The organism is Lentzea sp. NPDC058450, assembly GCF_042721395.1.
Lineage (GTDB): Bacteria > Actinomycetota > Actinomycetes > Mycobacteriales > Pseudonocardiaceae > Lentzea.
Genome location: NZ_JBHXLO010000047.1, coordinates 1 through 22,583 on the forward strand (window position 1 = coordinate 1; position 22,583 = coordinate 22,583).

General features: G+C 72.8%; 13 protein-coding genes. 3 read left to right on the forward strand and 10 right to left on the reverse strand.

Annotation, left to right across the window (positions count from 1 at the left end):
- Nucleotides 1-67: 67 nt before the first annotated feature.
- The 3 genes from ACFWNN_RS42395 to ACFWNN_RS42405 all read right to left on the reverse strand — a co-directional run bounded on the left by ACFWNN_RS42395 (nucleotide 68) and on the right by ACFWNN_RS42405 (nucleotide 4,294).
- Nucleotides 68-736 (reverse strand): phosphoribosylformylglycinamidine synthase subunit PurQ, encoded by a 669-nt coding sequence (locus ACFWNN_RS42395; protein ID WP_382445644.1) that lies wholly within the window; start codon nucleotides 734-736, stop codon nucleotides 68-70.
- Nucleotides 733-3,504, reverse strand: coding sequence for an AIR synthase-related protein (locus ACFWNN_RS42400; RefSeq protein WP_382445645.1), 2,772 nt, complete (start codon nucleotides 3,502-3,504; stop codon nucleotides 733-735). The genes ACFWNN_RS42395 and ACFWNN_RS42400 overlap by 4 nt, the downstream gene beginning before the upstream one ends.
- Nucleotides 3,505-3,673: 169 nt before the next feature.
- The gene (locus tag ACFWNN_RS42405) at nucleotides 3,674-4,294 is read right to left on the reverse strand and encodes a hypothetical protein (RefSeq protein WP_382445646.1); all 621 of its coding nucleotides are present in this window, start codon (nucleotides 4,292-4,294) and stop codon (nucleotides 3,674-3,676) included.
- A 165-nt stretch (nucleotides 4,295-4,459) separates the two neighbouring features.
- Between ACFWNN_RS42405 and otsB the strand changes: the two genes are divergently transcribed.
- Nucleotides 4,460-5,263 carry a trehalose-phosphatase gene (gene otsB / locus ACFWNN_RS42410; RefSeq protein WP_382445647.1) on the forward strand — a complete coding sequence of 268 codons (804 nt, stop codon included), beginning with the start codon at nucleotides 4,460-4,462 and terminating at the stop codon, nucleotides 5,261-5,263.
- 108 nt (nucleotides 5,264-5,371) lie between these two features.
- Complete coding sequence (locus tag ACFWNN_RS42415; RefSeq protein WP_382445648.1) at nucleotides 5,372-9,031, forward strand: BTAD domain-containing putative transcriptional regulator; 3,660 nt, start codon at nucleotides 5,372-5,374, stop codon at nucleotides 9,029-9,031.
- Here ACFWNN_RS42415 and ACFWNN_RS42420 read toward each other — a convergent pair.
- On the reverse strand, nucleotides 9,024-9,647 hold the full coding sequence (locus ACFWNN_RS42420) for a LuxR C-terminal-related transcriptional regulator (RefSeq protein ID WP_382445649.1): 624 nt from the start codon (nucleotides 9,645-9,647) through the stop codon (nucleotides 9,024-9,026). The two genes, ACFWNN_RS42415 and ACFWNN_RS42420, sit on opposite strands and share 8 nt — an antisense overlap.
- A 363-nt stretch (nucleotides 9,648-10,010) precedes the next feature.
- Here ACFWNN_RS42420 and ACFWNN_RS42425 point away from each other — a divergent pair, with 363 nt between their 5' ends.
- A complete protein-coding gene (locus ACFWNN_RS42425; protein ID WP_382445650.1) occupies nucleotides 10,011-13,616 on the forward strand; it encodes a BTAD domain-containing putative transcriptional regulator in 3,606 nt (1,201 codons plus the stop codon).
- A 16-nt stretch (nucleotides 13,617-13,632) separates the two neighbouring features.
- On the opposite strand, the gene ACFWNN_RS42430 is transcribed toward ACFWNN_RS42425, so the two are convergent.
- The 6 genes from ACFWNN_RS42430 to ACFWNN_RS42455 form a co-directional block, all read right to left on the reverse strand.
- Nucleotides 13,633-14,229, reverse strand: coding sequence for a hypothetical protein (locus ACFWNN_RS42430; protein WP_382445651.1), 597 nt, complete (start codon nucleotides 14,227-14,229; stop codon nucleotides 13,633-13,635).
- 15 nt (nucleotides 14,230-14,244) lie between these two features.
- On the reverse strand, nucleotides 14,245-14,694 hold the full coding sequence (locus ACFWNN_RS42435) for a hypothetical protein (RefSeq protein ID WP_382445652.1): 450 nt from the start codon (nucleotides 14,692-14,694) through the stop codon (nucleotides 14,245-14,247).
- Nucleotides 14,695-14,828: 134 nt separating this feature from the next.
- Nucleotides 14,829-17,894, reverse strand: a complete 3,066-nt coding sequence (locus ACFWNN_RS42440; RefSeq protein ID WP_382445653.1) for a BTAD domain-containing putative transcriptional regulator — start codon at nucleotides 17,892-17,894, stop codon at nucleotides 14,829-14,831.
- Between the two features lie 310 nt (nucleotides 17,895-18,204).
- Nucleotides 18,205-20,451, reverse strand: a complete 2,247-nt coding sequence (locus ACFWNN_RS42445) for a transglutaminase-like domain-containing protein (RefSeq protein WP_382445654.1) — start codon at nucleotides 20,449-20,451, stop codon at nucleotides 18,205-18,207.
- Complete coding sequence (locus ACFWNN_RS42450) at nucleotides 20,448-21,593, reverse strand: DUF58 domain-containing protein (RefSeq protein WP_382445655.1); 1,146 nt, start codon at nucleotides 21,591-21,593, stop codon at nucleotides 20,448-20,450. The genes ACFWNN_RS42445 and ACFWNN_RS42450 overlap by 4 nt, the downstream gene beginning before the upstream one ends.
- Nucleotide 21,594: 1 nt before the next feature.
- Complete coding sequence (locus ACFWNN_RS42455) at nucleotides 21,595-22,563, reverse strand: AAA family ATPase (protein WP_382445656.1); 969 nt, start codon at nucleotides 22,561-22,563, stop codon at nucleotides 21,595-21,597.
- Nucleotides 22,564-22,583: the final 20 nt, after the last annotated feature.

Below are 22,583 nucleotides of genomic sequence, written 5' to 3' on the forward strand. Positions count from 1 at the left end.
ATTACTCGCCTCTTTGGGGTCTACAGTCCTGTGGTGGTCTACGGAGGTAACTCGGAGGTCGTGCGGTCTAGCGGACGGCGCGCACGCCGTTCTCGAAGAACGCCAGCCGGGTCTCGCGGTCCATCGCGCGCTCCGGGTGGTCCATCAGGCCGAACGAGAGGCCGTCGGCGCTGGTGATGCCGGCGATGTCCTCGAACGAGCCGTCCGGGTTGGTGTCCTTCTCGTACCGCAGCGCGACGCGGTAGCCCTCGGTCTCGCTGCCCGGGTCGAACCGGCCCTCGCCGTGCGCGCACGGGAAGCTGAGGGTCTGGCCCGCGAGGCCCGCGAGCCACGGGCTGTCGTTGCCCGTCTCGACGACGTGCCGCTGGTTCTCCTCGTTGCGGAACGTGCCGGCGCTGTTGACCTTCAGGCCCACCTTGCCGAAGCAGCCGCCGCGCACCGCGATCTGGAACCCGTTGCAGATGCCCAGCAACGGACGGCTGCGCGCCGCCTCGAACTGGTCGGCGAGGTGGCTGCGCAGCAACGCCGCCGCCACCGCGCCACCGCCGAGGTGGTCGCCGAACGAGAACCCGCCGGGGATGCAGAGGATGTCGGCGTCGTCGAGGCGGTCGGTGCCCGCGAGCAGGTCGGCCGCGAACCTCATCCTCGGCTCGGCGCCCACCTCGGCGAACGCGCGGACGGTCTCCTCCTGGCAGTTGGTGCCGGGCAGGTACAGGACGTTGACGGTCGGCTTCATGCGATCCTCGCCGTGAACGAGTGGAACCAGCCGTCACGCGCGGCCGGGGTGAACAGGTCGGTGCCGTCGAGCACGATGCTCGTGCCGTCGAGCGTGCCGAGGACGACGGGGTGGAGCTCGGCGGGCAGCTTCGCGACGTCGCCGGGGGCGACCTCGACGACCGCGCCGACGCGGTGCTCGGCGAAGAGCGACTCAGTGGTCGCGTTCTCCAGCCGCACGCCGATGCCGCTCGCCAGGACGCCCTGGGCGAGGGTGGCCGCGACGCCGCCGGCGCCGATGCGGGCACCGCTGCGCAGCAGGTTCCTGCTCTGCCCCAACGCCTTCAGGTAGCAGTCCACTTCGGACAGTTCCAGGTCGTCCAGGCCACCGGAGGCCAGCCCCAGCTTGCGCGCGGCGACCGTGCCGACCGGGGACGACGTCCGCAGGCCGACCTGGACGAGCACGTTGCCCTGCGCGGTCCACTGCTCGGCCAGCAGGCCGTCGCGGTGCGGGACCTTGCCGAGCGCGCTCAGGAACACCGCGGGCGGCACGCTGACCAGGCCCTCGTCGGTGTGCACGGAACCCGCCGACGAGTCCTTGCCCGAGATCAGCGGCACGCCGAAGTGGCGGACCAGGCCCGCGAGCTCGTCGACCATGCCGACGAGCCACTCGCGCCAGTTCTCGGACAGGTGCGGGGTGTAGAAGTTGTCGCACATGCAGACGTCCTCGACGGCCACACCGGCGAGCACCTGGCCCGCGATGGCCGCGCAGAACATCTGGCGGGTGGCGGCGACCGGGTCGGCGTCGAACATCCACGGGTTGAACGCGGTGTTCAGCACGGCCGCGGCGGGCGAGCCGTCGACCGGCGTGCCCGCCCAGTAGGCGGTGCGGACCGGCCGCTCGGTGCCGTAGTGCGGGCCGTACCAGGTGTTGCCCTGGACCGTGGAGTCGTACTGCGAGTCGGCGAAGTGCTGCGAGGCGACCTCGGCGTCCGAGACGACCTGGGCCAGCAGGTCGGCGAGCTGCGACGCGTCCAGCGCCGGCCACTCGGGAGCGCCCTGCGGCCGTGGCGGTGCGCCGACCTCGACGCGCTCGACCTCGAGGTCGAGCAGGTCGTAGGCCACGTCGAAGCCGAGCTCGCCCTGGTGCGCGGGGACGATGGACGGGTCCGCCGCGATGAGCGCGTCCTCGGTCAGGTCCGGGGCGTGGAACACGTGGTAGCGGCCCGTGTCCGCGAACCGGCCGATGACCGTCGAGCGCACCATGTGCCGGTCGAGGATCTGCTTCGCGCGCTCCTGCTGCTCCGGCCGCACGGCGAGCAGCATGCGTTCCTGCGACTCGGACAGCAGGATCCGCCACATCGGCAGCGCGGCGGTCTTGAGCGGCACCAGCGCGGTGTTGATCCACACGCCGCACGCCTCGCCGATCTCGCCGACGGCGCTGTTCAGGCCCGCGCCACCGACGTCGGTGAGCGCGCTCATGCAGCCAGCCTCGCGCAGCTCGATCAGCGCCTTGCGGAACTTGACCTGCTCCAGCGGGGCACCGATCTGCACGGCCGTCGTGTCCATCACCGCGCCCGCGGAGCTGGCCGACGCGCCGTGGATGCCCTCGTTGCCGGTCAGGCCGCCGATGAGCACGACGAAGTCGCCGGGCCGCGGCGTGCCCCGCTGCGCCGCTTCGACGGGCAGCAGGCCGATGCTGCCGCCGAGCGCGAACGGCTTGGCGCGGTAGGCCGGGTGGAACGTCATGCGCGACGACATCATCGGCACGCCGAACGTGTTCCCGTACTCCTTGATCGCGCGGATCGTCTCGCCCGCGAGCCTGCGCGCGTCCGGGCGGCCCTTGATCGGCGCGGGTGCCTCGGGCTCGCCGACGGCGGTGTACTCGAAGCTGCCGATCGGGTCCGCGGACAGCCCCGTGCCGAGGATGTCGCGCAGCACGCCGCCGAGCTTCGTCAGCTGTCCGAAGTAGCCGGAGATCGCGGACGGCCCGTTGTGCGTCTCGGCCTTGATGGCGATCGCGTGGCCGTCGTAGAAGTCCCAGACGCCGGCGTTGTCGTGGAACATGCTGAGCACGTTCGGGTTGTCGACGTCCTTGGCCGCCTGGATGAGCCGGCCGAGCAGGCTGCCCAGCGACTTCCACGTCGTGTGCGCGCAGTGGTCGCTCCACCGGGCGTCCAGCGCCTCCAGCAGCACGTCCGTGACGAACTCGTCCCCGAGCGTGTTCTGCACGTGCTGGACGTGCTTCATCTGCGCGAGCGACAGGTTCCGCCCACCGGCCGTGCCGAGCGCCGCGAGCCCCTCGTCGTCGAGGCCGCGCAGGTCGTACTGCTCCGCCGGGTCGTAGTGCCCCTGCGGCACGAGCGTGTCGTAGTGCGGTTCCTCGACGTGCAGTTCCTCGATGGTCGAGTTGAACCGCGTGGTCTCGATGAGCTCCCTGAGCTTCGGCGCGGCCGACTTGTAGCTGGTGGCGACCTTGCCGGCCTTGGCGGCGACGCCGAGCAGCCCGCACACCGTGACGATGGAGTCGCTCTCGTTGTCGACCACCCCGCGCTTGTACGCCACCTGCACGGCCCCGGAGTCCAGCGGCGTGTCGAGAGTGACCTCGACGTCGAGCTGGTCGCCCAGCACCGCCGCCACCTGGGCGAGCGCCCCGGCGTCCGGCGTGCTCTCGAACTCGACGTAGTAGTCGCGCCAGACCTCGAGGTCCTCGAGCCCCCACGATCGGCCGAGCTCACGGATGTCGGGCTCCGCTACCCCCGCGGAGCGAACCGAGAACTTGTGGATCAACAATCCTCCTGGAGCTGAACGGTCGGGGCTGATTGTCCCCGGCGGCGACCGCGCTCGTGGAAGCACCCAGGCAACCGGGCGAGGCCGCACTGCGACACACGCAGCACCCTATGTGCTCAGCCCCCACCAGCCCGAATCGCGCGACGCGCGTCACTCGACCGCCTGACGCTCAGCGGCGCCGCCACACCTCGTCCCCGAGGGAGATCAGCTCGGCGTACCCGCGCGGCATCGCGTCACCGGGCCGGTACGACTCCATCGACCGGTTCGGCACCTGCCACTCGTCCAGCGCGAGGTCCAGGTCGCGGGCCGCCAGCAGGATGTCGTGGTCGGTCGCGGACCGCGCGAACTCCACCAGGTGCACCCGCACCGGCGACCGCCCGCCGCGCCACGCCACCCGCAGGCTCACCGCGTCCGGCACGCGCGCGCAGGCCTCGGCGGCGGCGCGGTCTACCAGCACGTGCTTCGACGTCGTCGGCATCCGGGACGGCGGCAGCACGGGAACGGCGACGGTCTGGTCGGCGAGCGGGGTGAGGCGGGCCAGCCGGGCCGTGACGACGGCGTCGCCGGTGAGGGCGCGGAGGTCCTTGATCTCCCGCGCGGTGAGGCCGATCTGGCCTTCGGCCGCGCGGCCCGTGATCAGCTCGACGCACGTCTCGACGCGGTGGTCGCACAGCAGGGTGCGCGCCTCCGCGGCCAGGCGGGACGCTCCCGCCGACGCCAGCCTCATCGTCACCACGCGCAACCGCGACGACAGCGCACCCTCGGCGCCGGTCGTCCGCTCGTCCAGCACATCGACCTCCAGTACCGCACCCGCACCGGAATTCGATCACGGCAGGAACGCCGGACGGGGCCGCGGAAGGCGACCGTGCCCCCTCGGCACGGCGAATGTCGCCCGAAGGTGCAGACAGGTGTTTCCCGAGGTCCGCGACGAGCACCGGTACGTACCGTCGCCGCCATGCCCGCTCTGCCCGCTGACCTCCTCGACGCGCTGGTCCCGTTGGCGCGCACCCCGCACCTGTTGCTGGCGTGCGACTACGACGGCACCCTCGCGCCGGTCGCGGCACGGCCGGAGCAGGCGGTGCCGGACCGCGAGGCCGTGGCGGTGCTGCGCCGGATCGCCGTGCTGCCGGACACGACGACCGCGGTGATCTCCGGGCGGGCGTTGCGGGACCTGGCGCTGCTGTCCCGGCTGCCGGGCGAGGTGCGGCTGGTCGGGTCGCACGGCGCGGAGTTCGACGCCGGGTTCGTGCACGAGCCGCGCCCGCGGGAGCAGCGGCTGCTCGCGGACCTGCGGCGGGTGATCACGGACGGGGTGGCGCGGTACTCGTCGCCGGCGGTGGTCGAGGTCAAGCCCCTGAGCGTGGCCGTGCACCACGGCCGCTGCCGGCCGCAGGAGGCGCGGTGGCTGCTGGCCCAGCTGCGCACCGGACCCGGCGGCTGGGAGGGCGTGCGGGTCACCGAGGGCAGGCGGGTGATCGAGTTCTCGGTCGTGCCCGCCGACAAGGGCAAGGCGCTCGACGTGCTGCGGCACCGGGCCGGCGCCACGGCGGTGGCGTTCCTGGGCGACGACGCGGCGGACGAGAAGGCGTTCGCGCAGCTCTCCGGCAACGACGTCGGCATCCGCGTCGGCGACGGTGACACCGTTGCGGCGCACCGGATCGAGGGCACCGCGATGGTCGTGGCCACCTTCACGGCCCTGCTGGAGCAGCGAACCGCCTGGTTGTCCTCCGGTTTTGCCCGGACGGCCATCACGGAGTGACAATCGGGGCAGACACCCCGGAGAAAGCTCCGCTCACCCGATTAGCCTCCGTCCGCGAGCGGTGGCGGGACGCGGTGGCGCCGGTCGTGGAGACGCAGAGGAGCGGGAGTGCCGGAAGCTGGTGCGGGACAAGGGTTGCGCATCGGGCTGCTCGGTCCGCTGCGCGTCGTGCACGACGACACCGAGGTCCCGCTCGGCCCGAGCCGGCAACGCGCCCTGTTCGCCGTGCTCGCCTCCAGGGCGGGGCAGGCGGTCGGCCGCGACGAGCTGATCGCGGCGGTCTGGGGCACCTCCGCACCGGCCAGCGCGGCGGGCAGCGTCTACACCTACGTGTCCGCGTTGCGCAGGAACCTGGCCGGCGCGGGCGTCGAGAACAGCCGGGAGGTCCTGCTCTCCACCAAGAACGGCTACGCGTTGCGGGTCGCACCGTCCCAGGTGGACCTGGTGGAGTTCGGCGACCTGGTCGCCGAGGCGGACCGGCTGAGCGCCGCCGGGGAGCACCACGAGGCCGTGGAACGGCGTTCCCAGGCGTTGCGGCTCTTCCGCGGTGACCCGTACACCGGGATCCCCGGTCCGCACGCCGAGTCCGAACGCGGCCGGTGGACCGATCGCGGACTGTCCGCCGTGGAGGCACGGGCGCGCGACCGGCTCGTGCTCGGCGAGACGGCCGACCTGCCCGCCGAGCTGGCCTCGCTGGCCAGGAACTTCCCGTTGCGCGAGTCGCTGCACGCGTTGCTGATGCTGGCGCTGAGCCGCACCGGACGGCAGGCCGAGGCGCTGGAGGTCTACGCCGCCGCCCGCGAGGTGCTGCGGTCCGAACTGGGCGCCGAACCCGGCCAGGCGCTGCTCGACGCGCACGCCGCCGTGCTGTCCGGTGCCCCCGCCCCCGGTGTCGCGGCCGAGCAGGAGGACGAGCGGGAGAGCGCGATCCCCTCCCGTGGCGCCACCGACGTGTTCGTCGGGCGGGAGGACGAGACCGAACGCCTGCGCGAACGCCTCGTCGAGCTGTCGACCGGCGCGGGCGGCACCGTCTACGTCGAGGGCGAACCGGGCATCGGCAAGTCCGAGCTGCTCGCGCTCGGCCTCGCGGGCGCCGAGAGGCTCGGCTTCCAGGTCGGCTGGGCGGTCGCGGACCAGCTCGCCGCGCACTTCCCCCTCCAGGTGCTGATGGAGTTCGCGGGCATCGACCCGGTCCAGGCGTGCTCCCAGCGCGGCGAGCTGAGCCGCAGGCAGCAGGCGGGCGAGCTGCCCGGCGAGGACGACACACTCCAGATGGTCGCCGACCACACGGCCACGATGGTGGACGAGATGACCGCGCAGGCCCCGACCGTGCTGGTGATCGACGACCTGCAGTGGGCCGACGAGGCGTCCGTGCACGTGTGGCGCAGGCTCGTCACGGCGACCGGCCAGCTGCCGTTGCTGCTGGTCACGGCGGCGCGGTCGCGGCACGGCCGGGCCGACCTCGACGCGCTGCGCGCGCAGGTCGCCGCCACCGGCGGGGACGTGCTGACGCTCGGGCCGCTGTCCGGGCCGGAGGCCGCCGCGCTGACCACCGAGCTGGTGGGCGGGCAGCCGGGAACCCGGCTGCGCCGGCTCGTCGCGCAGGCCGACGGCAACCCGATGTACCTGCGGGAGATGCTCGGCGAACTGCGCCGCGAGCAGGCGATCGACCTGTCCGGCGGGGTGGCCGAGGTCGCGGAGGAGCACCTGCGGGACGCGCCGCGCACGTTGTTCGCCGCCGTCCAGCGCACCTGGCAGGCGTTGCCGGACCGCACCCGCGAGGTGCTGCGCTGCGCCGCCGTGCTCGGCGCGGACGTCACCGCCGAGCAGATCGCCGGGCTGTGGCGCAGGCCCGTCGAGGAGGTCGTGCTCGCGGCCGAGGACGCGGTCAGGGCGAACGTGCTCACCGAGGGCACGCACCGGCTGGTGTTCCGGCACCCGGTGATGCGCGAGGCCGTGTACGACGCCGTGCCCGCGCCGATGCGCGAGCTGCTGCACCTGCAGGCGGCCAAGGCGCTCGCCGCCGAGCGGGCACCGGCCCGGCGCGTCGCCGAGCAGCTGGTGGCCGCCGCGTCCGAGCCGGAGCCGTGGGTGCTCGACTGGCTCGTCGCGAACGTCGCCGAGCTGACCTCGCGCGCCCCGTTGATCGCGGTGGACCTGCTGGAGCAGGCGCTCGAGGGCGGGGGCCCGCGCGACCCGCGCCGCGAGGTGCTGCTCACCGCGCTCGTGCGGGTGCTGTTCAAGCTCGTCCGGGACCCGGAGGCGCAGGTCAAGCAGGCACTCGCGATCTCGACCGACCCGACCCGCTCGACCGAGCTGCGGCAGATGCTCGCGGCGATCCTGCTGCGGCAGGGCAAGCGCGACCTGGCCGTGCGGGCGCTGACCGAGGTCGAGACGGACCCGTCGGTGCCGGAGATCTGGCGGCTGCGGCACAAGTCGCTGCTGGCGCACATCGGCCGGGACATCTCCAACGTCGACGACGCCGAGCTGACCGCGAAGACGGCGCACGCGGAGGCCGTCGCGAACAAGGACGCGTACCTGATCGCGCACGCGTTGCAGACCCGCTGGCTCGTCGACACGGTCCGGCGCGACCACCGGGCGGCGCTGCGGCACGTGGACGAGGCGGTCGTCGCCGTCACCGGCCGCACGGACCTGGTGGCGATGCACGCGATCCTGCTGGACAACCGCATGTTCACGTTGCAGAACCTGGACCGCCTGGGCGAGGTCGACGCGGCGTTGCGCAAGGTCGACGAGCTGACCGTCGCGCACCGGCTGCCGACCGGCCCGCAGGTGCCCGCCGCGATCCACCACTACTGGACGGGACGCTGGGACCAGGCGCTGGTGGAGCTCGACGCGGCCACCGAGGACGGCCCGGCGATCAACTACGGCGGACTGGTGGACCCCGGTCCGTCGTGGCTGCTGCTGCACGGCGTCGCGGCGCTGATCGCGTTGCGGCGCAACGACAACGCCGCCGCACGAGCTCACCTGGACGCGGCCGAGGAACACCTCGTGACCACGGTGGCCGAACGCGAGAGCCACGACTTCCTGCTGGCCGCGCGGTCGCTCGCGGCCGTGCAGAGCGGTGACCGGAAACGGGCGCTGGAGATCATGGCGCCCGTGCTCGACCCGGCCTACGCCGAGCTGATGCTGCGGCACCAGTGGCTGCCGGAGGTCCTCAAGCTGGCGCGGGAGGCCGGTGACGAGGACGTGGTCTTCGAGGCGCTGTCCGTGGCCAAGCTGGAGGCGGACCGCGAGATCGTGCCCGCGCGCGCCCACACGGCGTTGCTGCGGTGCGAGGCGCTCGCGACCGGCGACCCGGAACCGGCGCTCGCCGCGGTGGCGCACTACCGCGAGGTCGGCAGGACGGTCGAGCTGGCGGCGGCGCTGGAGGAGGCCGCGGCACTGCTCGTCGCGGCCGGGCGGCAGCCCGAGGCACGCAAGGCGTTCGCGGAGGCGGTGAACGTCCTCACGGCGCTGGACGCGCGGTGGGACGTCCACAGGATCCTGGACCGGTTCGGTGCCTTCGGCTTCCGGCACGACCGGGCGGTCGGTCGTGCGGGCACCGGGTGGGAAACGCTGACACCGGCCGAAAAGCGCATCGCCGGCCTCGTCGCGAACGGACTGTCCAATCCGGACATCGCGGTGCGGCTGTCGCTGCCGCGCCGGGTGGTGCAGGCGCACGTGGCGCGCATCCTGAAGAAGCTGGGCGTGCGTTCGCGCGCGCTGGTGGCGGAGCACGCGGACCTCTCCGGCGACGTGGTCAGATGACGCCGGCCCGCATCGCGTAGGCCACGGCGTGCGCTCTGTTGCGCAGGTTGAGGCGGTTCGTCACGTGGTGGATCACGTTCTTGACGGTCCGCTCGGAGTACCGCAGCTCCTTGGCGATCTCGTCGGTGGCCCAGCCCTCGGCGATCAACCTCAGGACGTCGACCTCCCGCGGCGCGAGCCCCGCCGCGTTGAGACCGTTGGGCGCGAGCACGTCGCGCTGGAGCATCTCGACGCGCTTGAGCAGCTTGCCCAGCACGTCCCGGGGCATGACACCGCTGCCGTTGGCCGCGGCCTGGATGCTGTCGACCAGTTGCTCCCCCGTCACGGCGGTGCGCGGCAGGATCGCCACCACGCCGCACTCGACGACGGCGAGCAGCGGGGCGTCGGTCAGGGCGGTCGCCATCAGCACGATCGGGACCCTGCGGTCCGCCGACGTCTGCCGGAGCCAGCCCATGGCCTCCGACGTCAGCCTCTCCGTGGAGAAGACGATGACGTCCGGCGGGGTCATGCCGTCCTTCTCGACGACCTGGACCTCGGGCCGCGCCTTGAGGAAGTACGAGAGCCCGACGTAGCCCATGGGGTCCGTGCTGTGCACGGCGACGCGTACTTGCGCCATCACAGAACCTCCACACGTTCGATCACGGAAATCGAGTGTGAAGAGGCAACCTCTATGAAGTCTTGACGGCCGGGGCCGCGAGACGGGCCCGATCTTGACGAATTGTTCGCCTGATGTGTGGATCTTGGCGCCCGCTCACGGGCCCCTGAACCGGGTGTTAGCGCCTGCACCCGGTTGACCTGGGAGTTCACCCGGATGGCCCATCTTGACGTTTACCGGGCCCCCGTCTCGCCTCGTCAAGACCACGGTGAGTTCCGCCACGGTCTCATTTGGTGGCCTCCGCTGAACCGTCTGGTGCTCGCGAGCCGTGGCTAGACTCGACAGCCGCGCCCGTCGGCGCGGCCGAAGCTCGGAGTGGGGCAAATGTCAACGGAGCCGACCGACACTCCCGCTCCGCTGCGGGTGCAGCTGCTGGGCGAGGTGTGCGCCTGGCGCGGTTCCGCCGAGCTGTCACTCGGATCCGCGCGGCAACGTGCCCTTTTCTCCGTGCTGGCGTTGCGCGCGAACACCGTCGTGTCCCGGGACGAGCTGGTGGACGCGATCTGGGGCGACGCACCACCGGGCGCCGTCGACAGCTCTCTCTACACCTACGTCTCCCGCCTGCGGCGCGCGCTCGAACCCGTCCGGTCCAAGTGGTCCACCGGCAACGTACTGGTCTCCGAGGGTTCCGGGTACTCGCTGCGACTCGACCCGACCGCCCTCGACGTGCACGAGTTCGACCGGCTGCGGGACGAGGCACGGCACCTCTGGGCCGTCGGCGAGGCCGGGTCCGCGCTGGCCGCGCTGGAGCAGGCGCTGGAGCTCTGGCACGGCGACCCGCTGATGGGCATCGCCGGCCCGTTCGCCGCCCGGCACCGCGGCCGGCTCGCCGAACTGCACCTCGACGCCCTGGAACGCCGGGCCGAGATCATGGCCTTCTCGGGCGAGACCGACCTCGCGATCGACGACCTGCTCGCGCTGACGTCCGCGCACCCGTTGCGGGAGACGCCGCGCGCGTTGCTGATGACGGCGCTGCACCAGGCGGGCCGCGACGACGAGGCGCTCGCGGTGTACCGGGCGACCAGGGAGCTGCTGGTCGAGCAGCTCGGCATCGAACCGGGCCCGCAGCTGCGCCAGGCCTACGAGGACGTCACGTCCGGCCGCGGCCGCGGTTTCACGGCGTCCTCGTCGTTTCCGGTCCTGCCGCCGGTGCCCGAGGCGCCCCAGGCGTTCGCGGGCCGGGTGGACGAGCTGGCCGCGGTGCGGCACGCGCTGGAGTCCGCGCTGCACGGCACCGGGACCGCGCTCTGGGTCGAGGGCGAACCGGGGTCGGGCAAGTCCGCGCTGCTCGCGGCCGCGCTCGCGGACGCCCACGAGCTCGGATGCGCCGTGCGGTGGCACGCGGGGGACGAGTCCGACGACGTGTTCCCGCTCGGCGTCGTGACCGAGGCCCTGAACGTGCAGTTGCCCGACTCGCCGTCGCCGGTGGAGCCCGAGGACCTGATCGTGCTGGTGGAGCACCTCGTCAGGACCGTGCACGAGCTGTGCGAGTCCGGCCCGGTCGTGCTGGTGCTGGAGGACCTGCAGTGGGCCGACGACGCGAGCCTGCTGGTGTGGCAGCGCCTCGCGAGGACGGCGCCGCACCTGCCGTTGCTGCTGGTCGGGTCGTCCCGGCCGCACCCGGTGCGCCCCGAGCTGGACCCGCTGCGCACGGCCGTGGCCGCGTACGGCGGCTTCCGGCTGCGGCTCGGCCCGCTGGACGAGACGGCGACGACGGAGCTGGTGCGCCAGGCCGTGGGCGCCGACCCCGGCGCCGCCCTGCTGGCCGTCATCGACTGCGCGGGCGGCAACCCGCTGGTCGTGCTGGCGATGGTCGACGCGCTGATCCGCGACGACGCGGTGGTGCTGCGCGGCGGTGCCGCCCACCTCGACCGGCCGGCCGGCGCGCCGCAGCCCGCGATGGACGCCGTGGTCGCGGGCCTGATGGAGCACCTCTCCGACAGCACCCGCCGGCTGCTGCGGTGGGCCGCGTTGCTCGGCATGGAGTTCAGCCTCAACGACCTCGCGACGGTCGCGCACGAGCAGGCGTCCGGGCTGCTGCCCGCCGTGGAGGAGGCGACGGCGGGGCGGGTGATCAGGGAGTCCGGCCGGCGGCTCGCGTTCGAGCACCCGATGCTGCGCCGCGTCCTGTACGAGGCGGTGCCCGCGACGGCCAGGGTCGCGTTGCACCGGCAGGCCGCCGAGACCCTCGACACGGCGGGCGCGCACGTGGAGCGGATCTCCGAGCAGCTGCTCGCGGGCCCGGTGCCGGTGGACACGTGGGTGACGCAGTGGCTGCTCACGCACTCGAACACACTGGCGAGCCGCAACCCGTCGCTCGCCGTCGAACTGCTGGAGTACGCCGTCGCGAGCCCCTCCGTCCGCGACCGCGCCCGCGAGGTGTTCCTGGTGCGCCTCACCCGGCTGCTGTTCTGGCTGGGCAGGCACCCGGTCACCGAGGCCCGCGCCGTCCTCAAGACGGCCGAGGACCCGACGCGGGCGGCCGAGATGCGCCTGATGCTCGCGTACATGGACCACACGGCCGGCGAGAACGACCGCGCGCTGGAGGTGCTGCGCCAGGTGGCGGCGGACCCGTCGGTCCCGGCGCACTGGCGGGCGCGGCACCACTCGTTGCAGGCCAGGGTGGAACGCCGGGCGCTCGACGACCCGAACACCGCGCACCAGACCGCGGTCATGGCACTGGACCGGGCGAAGGAGTCCGCGGACCTGGTCGCGATCGCGCACGCGTCGGAGAGCCTCTGGGAGATCGCGTCCGCGCAGGGCCGGCACACCGAGGCGCTGGCCCACGTCGACCAGGCGCTGGAGGCGATCGGCGGCGACCCGGCGGGTGCGGACCTCGAACTCTGCCTGCTGGACGACAAGATCTTCACGCTCCAGCAGCTCGACCGGCTGGGGGCCGCGTCGAGGGCGTTGGACGCGGCGCAGCACCTGGTGATCCACCGCGGCCTGACCGGTGGCCCGCACATCCCGGCGGCGGTGCACCACTACTGGCTGGGCGACTGGCACGACGCACTGTCCGAACTGGACGCCGTCGTGCAGGACCGGCCGGAGATCACGTTCTACGGCCTGCGCCAGCGCACGTCGATCGATCAGCTGCACGGCCTTAAGGCGTTGATCGCCGCGCACCGCGACGACTCGGCGGCGCTGGAGACGTTCCTCAAGTCCGCCACCGACTACCCGCGTGCCTCGGTGGAGACCCGCGACGACTTCCTGCGCATGGCCCACTCCGCGGCGGCGGAGCAACGCGGCCGCGCGGACGAGGCGATGGTCGCGCTGCTGCCGTTGCTGCGCGCCGACTACCCGCGCATGGTCCCCCGCCACCAGTGGCTGCCCCGGCTGACCCGCCTCGCCCTGGACCGCGGCGAACGCGAGGTGGCGACGGCCGCCCTCGCCGCCTGCGACACCGGCACGCCCAGGGGTGCGGTGGCCGCGCGCTGGTGCCGCGCCCTGCTGGAGGAGGACACGGCGGCGCTCGCGGCCGTGACGAGGCACTTCGCCGAGGCAGGCCGCAAGGTCGAGCACGCGACGGCATCGGAGGACCTGGCCGTCCTGCACGCCGCGCTGGGCCACGTGACCGAGGCGCAGGCCGCTCTCTACGACGCGATGACCGTCTACACCGAACTCGGTGCGACCTGGGACGTGCGCAGGACCGAGTCGCGTCTCAAGCCGTACGACGTGCGCTGGCGGGTCGGCGTGCACGGCGACCTGAACGGCAGGCCGCTCGACCACCTCGAGAGCCGGGTGGCCGAGCTGGTCGCCGCGGGCTGGCCGAACTCGGACATCGCCACCCGGCTGAGCATGTCCCGCAACACGGTCCAGACGCACGTGTCGCGGTTGCTGCAGAAGCTCGGCGTGGACTCGCGGCTGAGCGTGACCCGCGCGGTGCTGGACCGCTACGCCTATCGCGCCGGAGAGGCCAACACGGCCTGAGGCCCGCCGAGTGTCCTCAGCGGACCTCGCCGCTGGGCTTGATCTCGGCCTTGGCGTCACCGGACGGCGGCCTGCCGGGCGCGGAGGTGATGTTGTCGATGACGTTGTTGTAGCGGTACGGGAGGTAGCCGCCGGCGACCACGGCGCTCCAGGTGTGCTCCCGGGCGACGGTGGTCGGGCTGGTCTGCTCGTAGGTCCTCATGACCGTCTTCGCGGCGTCGGCCCAGCCCGTGAAGAGGCGGACGTGGCCCATCCCGTCGAGATCGGGGTTCCGCAGCACCGCGTCGCCCGGTCTGAGGTCGTCCTTCGTGATGCGGTGACTGATGCTCGGCAACGATCTCGTCGTGAAGCCGGTGCTCGCCGTCCAGGCGTGGGAGACGAAGCCGGAGCAGTCCGTCCGGTAGCCGTCGCGGCGGTTCGTGGTCGAGTACGGGACTCCGGCGTCGATCCACACCTGCGCACGGGCGAGGATCTGGTCGCGGGTGACCGCGCGGTCCTCGGCCTGGGCGGCGGCGTTCTGGCCGGCCAGGGCGGGCGTGGAGACGCACGCGACGCCGGTGCCCAGGGTGGCGACGGCGGTGACGGCGAGCAGGACGGTGCGCAGGGCGGTCATCTCAGGGTCCCTCTTTCAGTCCTGGATCATCGGGTAACGACGGGGTAGGAAGGCGTCCCGCTCCTCGTCGTACGGGTAGCGCACGGCCCTGCGGACGGTGCCGATTCCTCGCACCTGCTCCATTCCCAGGTACGAGTGCCGGGAACGGTCGGTCCAGCGTTCGAAGACGATCGCGTGCCGGGTGGCCGTGTCGTGGCAGGCGCAGATCAGCAGGTCGCCGGCGAGCAGGTCGTCGCGGGAGACCAGCGAGCAGAACGCGGTGAGCTCGTCGATGCTCGTCTGCGGCAGCGCCAAGGCCATGCAGACGAAGCCGGCGCTGTCGGTGCGGTAGCGGCCGTGCTCGTTGGCGAACCGGCGGCCGGGGTGGAACGACACCGACGGCCGGAGCCAGCTCTTCGCTCGGACGATCACCTCGGCGCGGGTGATCGGCGGACCCAGCAGAATCGTTCCGGCGGTCGGGGGCATCTTCAGCTCTCTTCGTGTCCGTTGTTCCCTGACACGAGAAAGACTGACGGGCCGGTCTGCACGCGGCCTCCACGCCACCTACAGGTCCCGGCCCGTCCAAAGGCTTCGCCTACAGGAGTTCTGCAGAACGACCTTCAGAGGTGCTGCCGGACGTGCGCCCGCCAGTCCGCTGCGGTGAGTCCGCGCAGCTCAGCGGCCTCTCGGCCACCTACGGACGCCGCCAGCTCGACGGCACGGGCCCACAGGTCGTCCTCGATCGCCACGGCAGCCAGGTCGCGGAGAGTGCGGGCCTGCCACTGGGGCAGCCCGAGCTGTTCCCAGCGCACCAGGGCGTCCTCCAGCAGCTCGCGCGCCCTGACGTCGTCCCCGCCCGCCAGCGCGGTCTCGCCCATCGTGCGGATGGCGAGCGCGACGCCGAACCGGTCGCGGTGCCGGGCGAACACCTCGTGGCACGTGTCGAGCAGCTCGGCCGCCTCCGCGACCTTCCCCTGCCGCACCAACGCTTTCGCGAGCGACTGGCGGGCGTAGGCGGCGCCGAGCGCGTCCCCGGCGCCGGTCAGGATCGTCACGGCCTGCGTGCTCAGCTCGACGGCCGCGGTCTGCTCGCCGCGCGCCCGGTGGCAGAGGCTCAGCCCGCGCAACGCCAGCGCCTCCCCGCGCGGGTCGCCCATCTCCCGGTAGAGGCCGACGCACCGGCCGAGCGCCTCCACGGCGGCGTCGACGTCACCGTTCTCGCGGCTGATCGCCCCGAGTCCGTACAACGCGGCCGCCGCGACCTCCGCGTCCCCCGCCTCCTGCGCGAGTTCGGCGGCGGCGACGAGGTGTTCCGCGGCCGGTCCGGTCTCGCCCAGCTCCCGCTGCACGGTGCCGAGTCCGGCCCGCGCGACGGCCTGGGTGTGCACGTCGGCGACGACCTCGGCGTGGTCGCGGGCCAGGCCGAAGTGCTCCAGCGCGGCCGTGAAGTCGTCCTGCTCGTACTTCAGCTGCCCGAGCCCCGCATGCACGGTGGCGAGCGCGCCCCTGTCACCCGAAGTGCGCGCGCTCGTCAGTGCGACGTCCAGAATCCGTTGCCAGCCGTCGAACTCGTTGCGCACCGCGAACGGCGACGCCAGCAACGACACGATGAGCGTCGTCGTGGACCCCATGACCCCGAGCTCGTGCGCGCGTTCGATGCTGCGCACCACCGCCGCGGTCTCGGCCTTGAGCCAGCCCGTCGGGTTCTCCTCGACGTCGGCGCTCAGCCGCCAGTCCACCTCGCCGGTGTTCAGCCCCGGCGGCCGCAGCCCGAGCGTGACCCGCGGCAGCTTGCGCGCACCGATCTCCACCAGGTGCATCCAGACCGTCATCATCCGCAGCACGGCCTCGTCCGCGCGTTCGCCGCCCGCCTGCTCCGCGCCGAAGAGCCGGATGAGGTCGTGGAAGCGGTAGCGCACCCTGCCCAGCGGATCGACCCCGACGACGTCGAGCAGCCGCAGGTCCACCAGGTGCTCGACGACGTCCTCGGCGTCGTCGGCGGAGATCTCCAGCAACGGCGCCGCGAGCCACGCGCCGAAGTCCGGCAGGTCGAGCACCGTGAGCAGGTGGAACGCCCTGCGGTGCAGCGGACCCAGCTCGGTGTAGTTGAGCTGCAGGCTGGACCGGATCGCGAGGTCCCCTGCCTGCAGCTCGTCGAGTCGCCGCCGTTCGTCGGAGAGCCGTCCCGCGAGCACCTTCAACGGCCAGTGCGGCCGCGCCAGCAGCTTCGCCGCCGCCACCCGGATCGCCAGCGGAATGCCCCCGCACAACCGCGCGATCGTCCGCGCCGCCTCGGGCTCGGCCGCGATCCGCTGCTCGCCGGCGATCCGGCTGAGCATCCGCACCGACGCCTCGGCGTCGAAGAAGTCCAGCTCGACGAACTCGGCGCCCTCCAGCCCGGTGAGCCGCGACCGGCTGGTGATGATCACCAGGCAGTGCGACGAGCCCGGCAGCAACCGGCGCACCTGGTGCTCGTGGCTGACGTTGTCCAGCACCACGACCAGGCTCCGCCCGGCCACCTTGCGCCGGTACAGCTCGACCCGGTCCGTGAGGTCGTCCGGCAGGTCGGTGTTCGCCACCCCCAACGCGTTGAGCAGCCGCCTCAGCGCGTCCCTCACCCCCAGATCGGGGTCGGCCTCGCGCAGGTCGGCGAACAGCTGCCCGTCCGGATACCGGTCCCGCAGCATGTGCGCCGCGTGCACGGCCAACGCCGACTTCCCGGCACCGCCGAACCCGGACACCACGACGGTCGCGGTCGCCGTCCGGCTCGCCACCGCAGTCTTCTCCGAGATGCGCTGCAGGAGGTCGAGCTGGTCGGCGCGCCCGGTGAAGTCGCCGATGTCCGGCGGCAGGTGCCGGGGAACCGTGTACTGGTCCACCGCGACGGCCACCGGCGCCTCGGCCACCACGTCCGCAGGCACCACGACGGCGGGCACCGCGACCCGTTCCAACGACCCGTTCAGCACCTTGATGTGCAACTGCTGCAACATCTCGCCGGGCTCGACCCCGAGCTCGTCGTCGAGATACCGCCGCACGTTCTGGTAGGCGGCCAACGCGTCCGCCTGCCGTTCGCTCTCGTACAGCGCGCGCATCAGCAGCCCGTGCGCCTCCTCACGAGCGGGGCTCCGCGCCACCAGCCCGGACATCCGCGAGATCACCTCGCTGAAGTGCCGCAGCACCAGCTGGCACCGCGCGATCCCTTCCTCGGCACCGGCGCGTTCCTCGTCCAGCGCCACCGCCTTGGCCCGCGCGAACGGCGCGTCGATCCCGCTCAGCGCCGGACCGCGCCACAGCTCCAGCGCCCGCTGGTAGTGCGTCACCGCGTCCGCGTGCTGCTCGGCACGTTCCAGCCGCCGGGCCCGTTCGACGAGCGCCTCGAACGCCTCCAGGTCGCTCTCGCCCTCCTGCACGGCGAGCGAGTAGCCGGGAGCCCGCGTCACCAGCACCTGGTCCCGCCCGGCGCTCGCGAAGGCGCGCCGCAGCGTCGACACGTAGGTGTGCACCAGGGCCGTGGCGGACCGGGGCGGATCCTCGTCCCACAGATGACCGATGAGCTGCTCGATCGGCACGACCTGCCGCGGCTGCAACATCAGCGCGGCGAGCATGGTCTTCGGTTTCGTTCCCCCCAGCCCGATGGATCTCTCCCCGTCGCGGAGATCCACAGGCCCCAGCAGCAGAACACGCACGCCAAACTCCCCAGTTTGTCTACCGCGCCGCCCACCACACCTCCCTTGCGGGCGACGACGCTCCGGCCATGATGCCAGCCGTTCCGCGTTTTGGGACCGTTACCAGCGGCCTTTCCACCCTTTGACACCTGACCGGCCTGCGCTGACCGCGCTGCCGAACCCTCTCGGCAGAGTCACCAGCGGTGTCTCAGCCGGTCCGCGACGGTCGGCGCCGCGACGGTCCGGCCCCGCCTCTCCTGACTGTCCATTCAGAACTTCCGCACCCACGCGACGCGTTCGTGCACGACCTCGAAGCCGTGGCGCTTCCCGGTCACCTCGACCGCACGGGCAGGAACGTCCGCACGTCCACGGCGGCGAGCCAGCGCCGCCACCACGGCACCGACGCCCGCATCCGGCTCCTGGCCTCCCGCACGGCCGCCCAGTACGCGTCCACCGCGGCCTGGTCCGGCGTGCCGGGGCCGAACACCTGGGCGTCCGCGGCGGCGGCGAGTCCCCGCAGGTCGAACCGCTCCTGCAGCCTCGTCGCCTCCTGCCGCCTGGTCAGCCCGCGCGGCACGGTCGCCCCCAGGTCGCGCGCGTGGTCCACGAGCTCGCGCCAGCCCGTGGCGAACCGCGTCGGGGTGCTGCCGCGCGTCCGCCGCCGGTGCCGCCGGGTGGTCTTCGCGCCGACGACGAGGCCGACCAGCGCGAGGACCGGGAGCACGACCGTGCCGACGTCGGCGAGGAGTTCCCTCAGCCACAACGGGAAGAACGGCGGGGCGATCGGCGGCGTGGTGATCCCGTTGACGTCGGTGCGGCTGGCGTCGACGAGCGAGCTCGGCATCTTCACCGTGTTCGGCGGCGGCACCACGGCGGCGTCGGTGTTCTCGATCTCCTGCGGTGGCTGGTGATCCGGCTTCTTCGAGCGGTCGGGCATGTACTCGGTGTTCGGGATGGCGGCCCAGGTCCCGTCCGCGAGGTGGATCTCCACCCACGCCTGGACGTTCTCGCCGCGCACCACGCCACCGGAACCGGGCACGGCACCCAGCACTACCCGCGCCGGCATGCCGATCTCGTTGGCCACCAACGCGTACGCGGCGGCGTACTGCTCGTCGTTGCCCGCGGGTCGCTTGGCGTTGAAGAACGCCGTCAGCCTCGCCGCGCTGTGCCCCGGCAGGTACTCGGTCTCCCCCGGACCGCCGTCGGTGTAGGCGCCGTTGTCGCGCAGGTACGTGGCGGCCGCCTTCAGCCGTTCGGCGATCGTCGTCGCACCACCGGTCCACTTCGCGACCTTGCTGCGCACGAACGCGAGGTCGCCGGTGCGCACCGAGGGCCGTCCGAACGGCTGCGCGTCGTCCGGGACCCCGGCCGCGGGGAGCACGGTCCGCAACCGGTAGGTGTCCCCCTCCTTCAGGCGGTCGGCGACGATGCCCGACGCCGTCGCGAGGTTGTAGCGCAGGCTCTCGGTGTGCCCGGCCTTCCGCTCGCCGTCGAACGCGATCTCCCGCGCCTGCCCGGCGGTCGGCAGCCACGCGCTCAGCTCGTCCGCCGTCGCGTAGGCCGCCTCGATCCGGACCGTGACGTCCGCCTCCGCGCCGGTTCCGGCGACCGGGATCCGCACGCCGATCCGTTGGAAGTTGTTGCGCTGCAACGGCCCCGCCGCGCCGGACGGGTCGTTGGTCGCGCCCCACACCCGGCCGTCGTAGCCGTCGAGCGTCGCGATCCGGACCCGTCCGCCCTCCGGCAGGCCCTCGACGGTGAAGAGCGTCTGGTCCCACAGCTGGTTGGCGTCCTTGGTGTGCTTGCGGTACCCGACGAGCGGGCTCGCGTAGGCGCCGACCTCGAACGGAGGCTCGACGTAGTTGCGCAGCACCAGCCGGTCCGCGCTGCCGGTGCCGGGCAACGCTGGCGAGACCAGCAGCACCAGCCCCGCCGCCACTCCCGCGAGCGCCACGGCGGTCACGGCCCGCGTCACGCGGACTCCGCTCACCCGCGCTCCAGTGCGCCGCCGGGCCGCGCGGACCGCAGTCCATCCCGTGCCGATCGCGGCGAACAACGCGCCCAGCAGTCCGGTCGCCTCGCCGGTGCCGAGCAGGATCACCACGACCAGCACGGCGAGCGGCGCGCCGGCCGGGGCCGCGCTGAGCGACACCCGGCGCGCCAGCGTGAACCCGCCCGCGCCGCACAGCAGACCGAGGATGTACGGGAGCACCAGCAGCGGGCCGGTGCCGTCGACCGGGGGCAGCGTGGTGAGCAGCTGCTTCCAGCCGTGCACGCCGAGACCGGCCAGGTCCGACATCGTGGCGGGGGTCGGCACCGCGCCGCTGCCGCGCATCGCGACCGCCCCGCCCAGCAGGAAGAACACCGCGACCGTCATCACCGCGACGGCGATCATCGGCCGGCGCAACACCGACGCCACGTGCCCGGACACGACGCCGAGCAGCAGACCGGCGCAGCCCACGAGCAGGAAGCCCCAGTCGCTGTAGGTGCCGTGGAAACCCAGCAGCGCCACCACGAACAACGCGGTGAGGAACGCGGCGTCGGCGAGGTCGTCGCGGCCGGGTACGAGTCTGGTCACTGCAGGGTCCCTCCCGCGAGCAGCCCCGGCAGGTCCGCGAGCCGCCGCAACGTGAGCACGGTGAAGGAGGTGCTCGCCGACCGCGTGGTGCGCTCGTCCGGATCCACCCGCAGCACGACCTTGCGCACCTCCGGTGAGAACGCGGACGCCGCGACCCGCAGGTCCGCGTACCCGTGCCGCGCGCCGGTGACGAGGACGACCAGGGTGGCGTCCGGCGCGGCGGCCACCGCGCGGGTGGCGGCCTGCGCGAGGCTCTGGCCGCCGAGCTCCGCCCGTGCGAACACGTCCAGCACGTGCCCGCCCTTTCGGCCAGAGAGGTGGCCTCCCGCGACGACGGTGGTGTCGATCTCGTCGAGCGCGGCGCGGGCCACCACGGAAGCACCGGCGGACAGCGCGGTCTCGAAGACCTCGGGGTCCGAATAGGACTGTTGCGCGCCGTCGACGATCACGGCGATGTGCGCGCGCCGCGTGTCGAGGTACTGCCGCACCAGGAACCGTCCGTCCTGAGTGGACGAAGCCAGCTTCGCCGTGGAACGCCAGTGGATGTGCCTGCGGTCGTCCCCCGGCGCGTACTCGCGCAGCGCGTGGAAGGCGAGGTCGCTCATCGAGACGTCGTTGGTGGTGCAGCCTTCGAGGTCGCGCAGCAGGCCGGTGCCGAGCGGCTCCAGCGGCACGGTCACCGGGTGCACGAACAGCTCGACGACGTCCGTCATGCCGACGGTCCGCCGCACCAGCCCGAGCGGGTCGCCGCGCACCGTCACCGCCGGGCCGACCGCGATCACACCGCGCCGCACCCCGGCGATCTCGATCTCCCGGCCCCGGTCGAACACCTCGACGCGGTCCTCGCCGATCGGCAGCTCGACCTCGGGCGCGAACAACGACCTCCGGCCGTGGTGCTCGACCTCGACCGAGCACGCGACGGACTCGTCGGCCCGCAGCCGGCGCCGCGCGACGTCGACGCGGACCCGCACCGCCCCGCGCCCCAGCGTGAGCGCGCAGGCCAGCCCGAGCAGCAGGACACCGGTGGCGCCGAGCAGCACGAACTCGTCCCAGCCGAGCACCGCGCCGAGGACCCACGTCCCCGCCGCCGTCACGCCGAGGAGCCGGCCGGACGGCGAGATCGCCTCCAGCAACCGCCCCACGTCAGGCACCTCGCCGCACGGGCGGCTCGATGTCCGCGAACAGCGAGTCGATCACCTTCTCCACCGTCGCGCCGTCGAACTGAGCCTCGGGGTGCAGCAGGATCCGGTGGCCCAGCACGGGATGCGCGAGCTCCTGGATGTCGTCGGGCACCACGAGACTGCGGCCCTGCGCCAGCGCCCACGTCTTCGCGCACCGCACGTACGCGAGACAGCCGCGCACCGAGACGCCCAGCCGCACCGCCGGATGCGACCGCGACGCCTCCGCGATCCGGCTGACGTACCCGAGCACCGCCGGGTCGACGTGCACCTGGTCCGCCAGCGCGGTCAGCTGCGCCACCGCGTTCGCCGCGATGGCGGGCGGCACGTTCGCCGACCGGTCCCGCGTGGCCGCGTCCGCGAGCAACGCCACCGTCGCGTTGTGATCGGGGTAGCCAACACTGGTCTTCATCAGGAACCGGTCGAGCTGCGCCTCCGGCAACCGGTACGTGCCCGCCTGCTCGATCGGGTTCTGCGTCGCGATCACCATGAACGGCGACCCCACCTGGTGGGTCTCGCCGTCGACGGTGATCCGGCCCTCCTCCATCACCTGCAGCAGGGCGGACTGCGTCTTCGGCGACGCGCGGTTGATCTCGTCCGCCAGCACGATCGAGCCGAAGATCGGGCCGGGGTGGAAGCGGAAGCTGCCGAGCTGCTGGTTGTAGATCTGCACGCCGGTCACGTCCGACGGCAGCAGGTCCGGGGTGAACTGGATGCGGGTGCTCTTGCCCTGCACGGTGTTCGCGAGCGCCTTGGCGAGCGAGGTCTTGCCCGTGCCGGGGTAGTCCTCCAGCAGCAGGTGGCCGTCGGAGAGCAGGCAGGTGAGCGCGAGACGGATCACGTGCTCCTTGCCGGAAATGGCGCGCGAGATGTTCAGGACCATCTGTTCGAAGGTCTGCGCGAACAGCCGAGCCTGTTCAGGAGTGGCGGTCATTTTCTTTCCCTCGCTGTTTC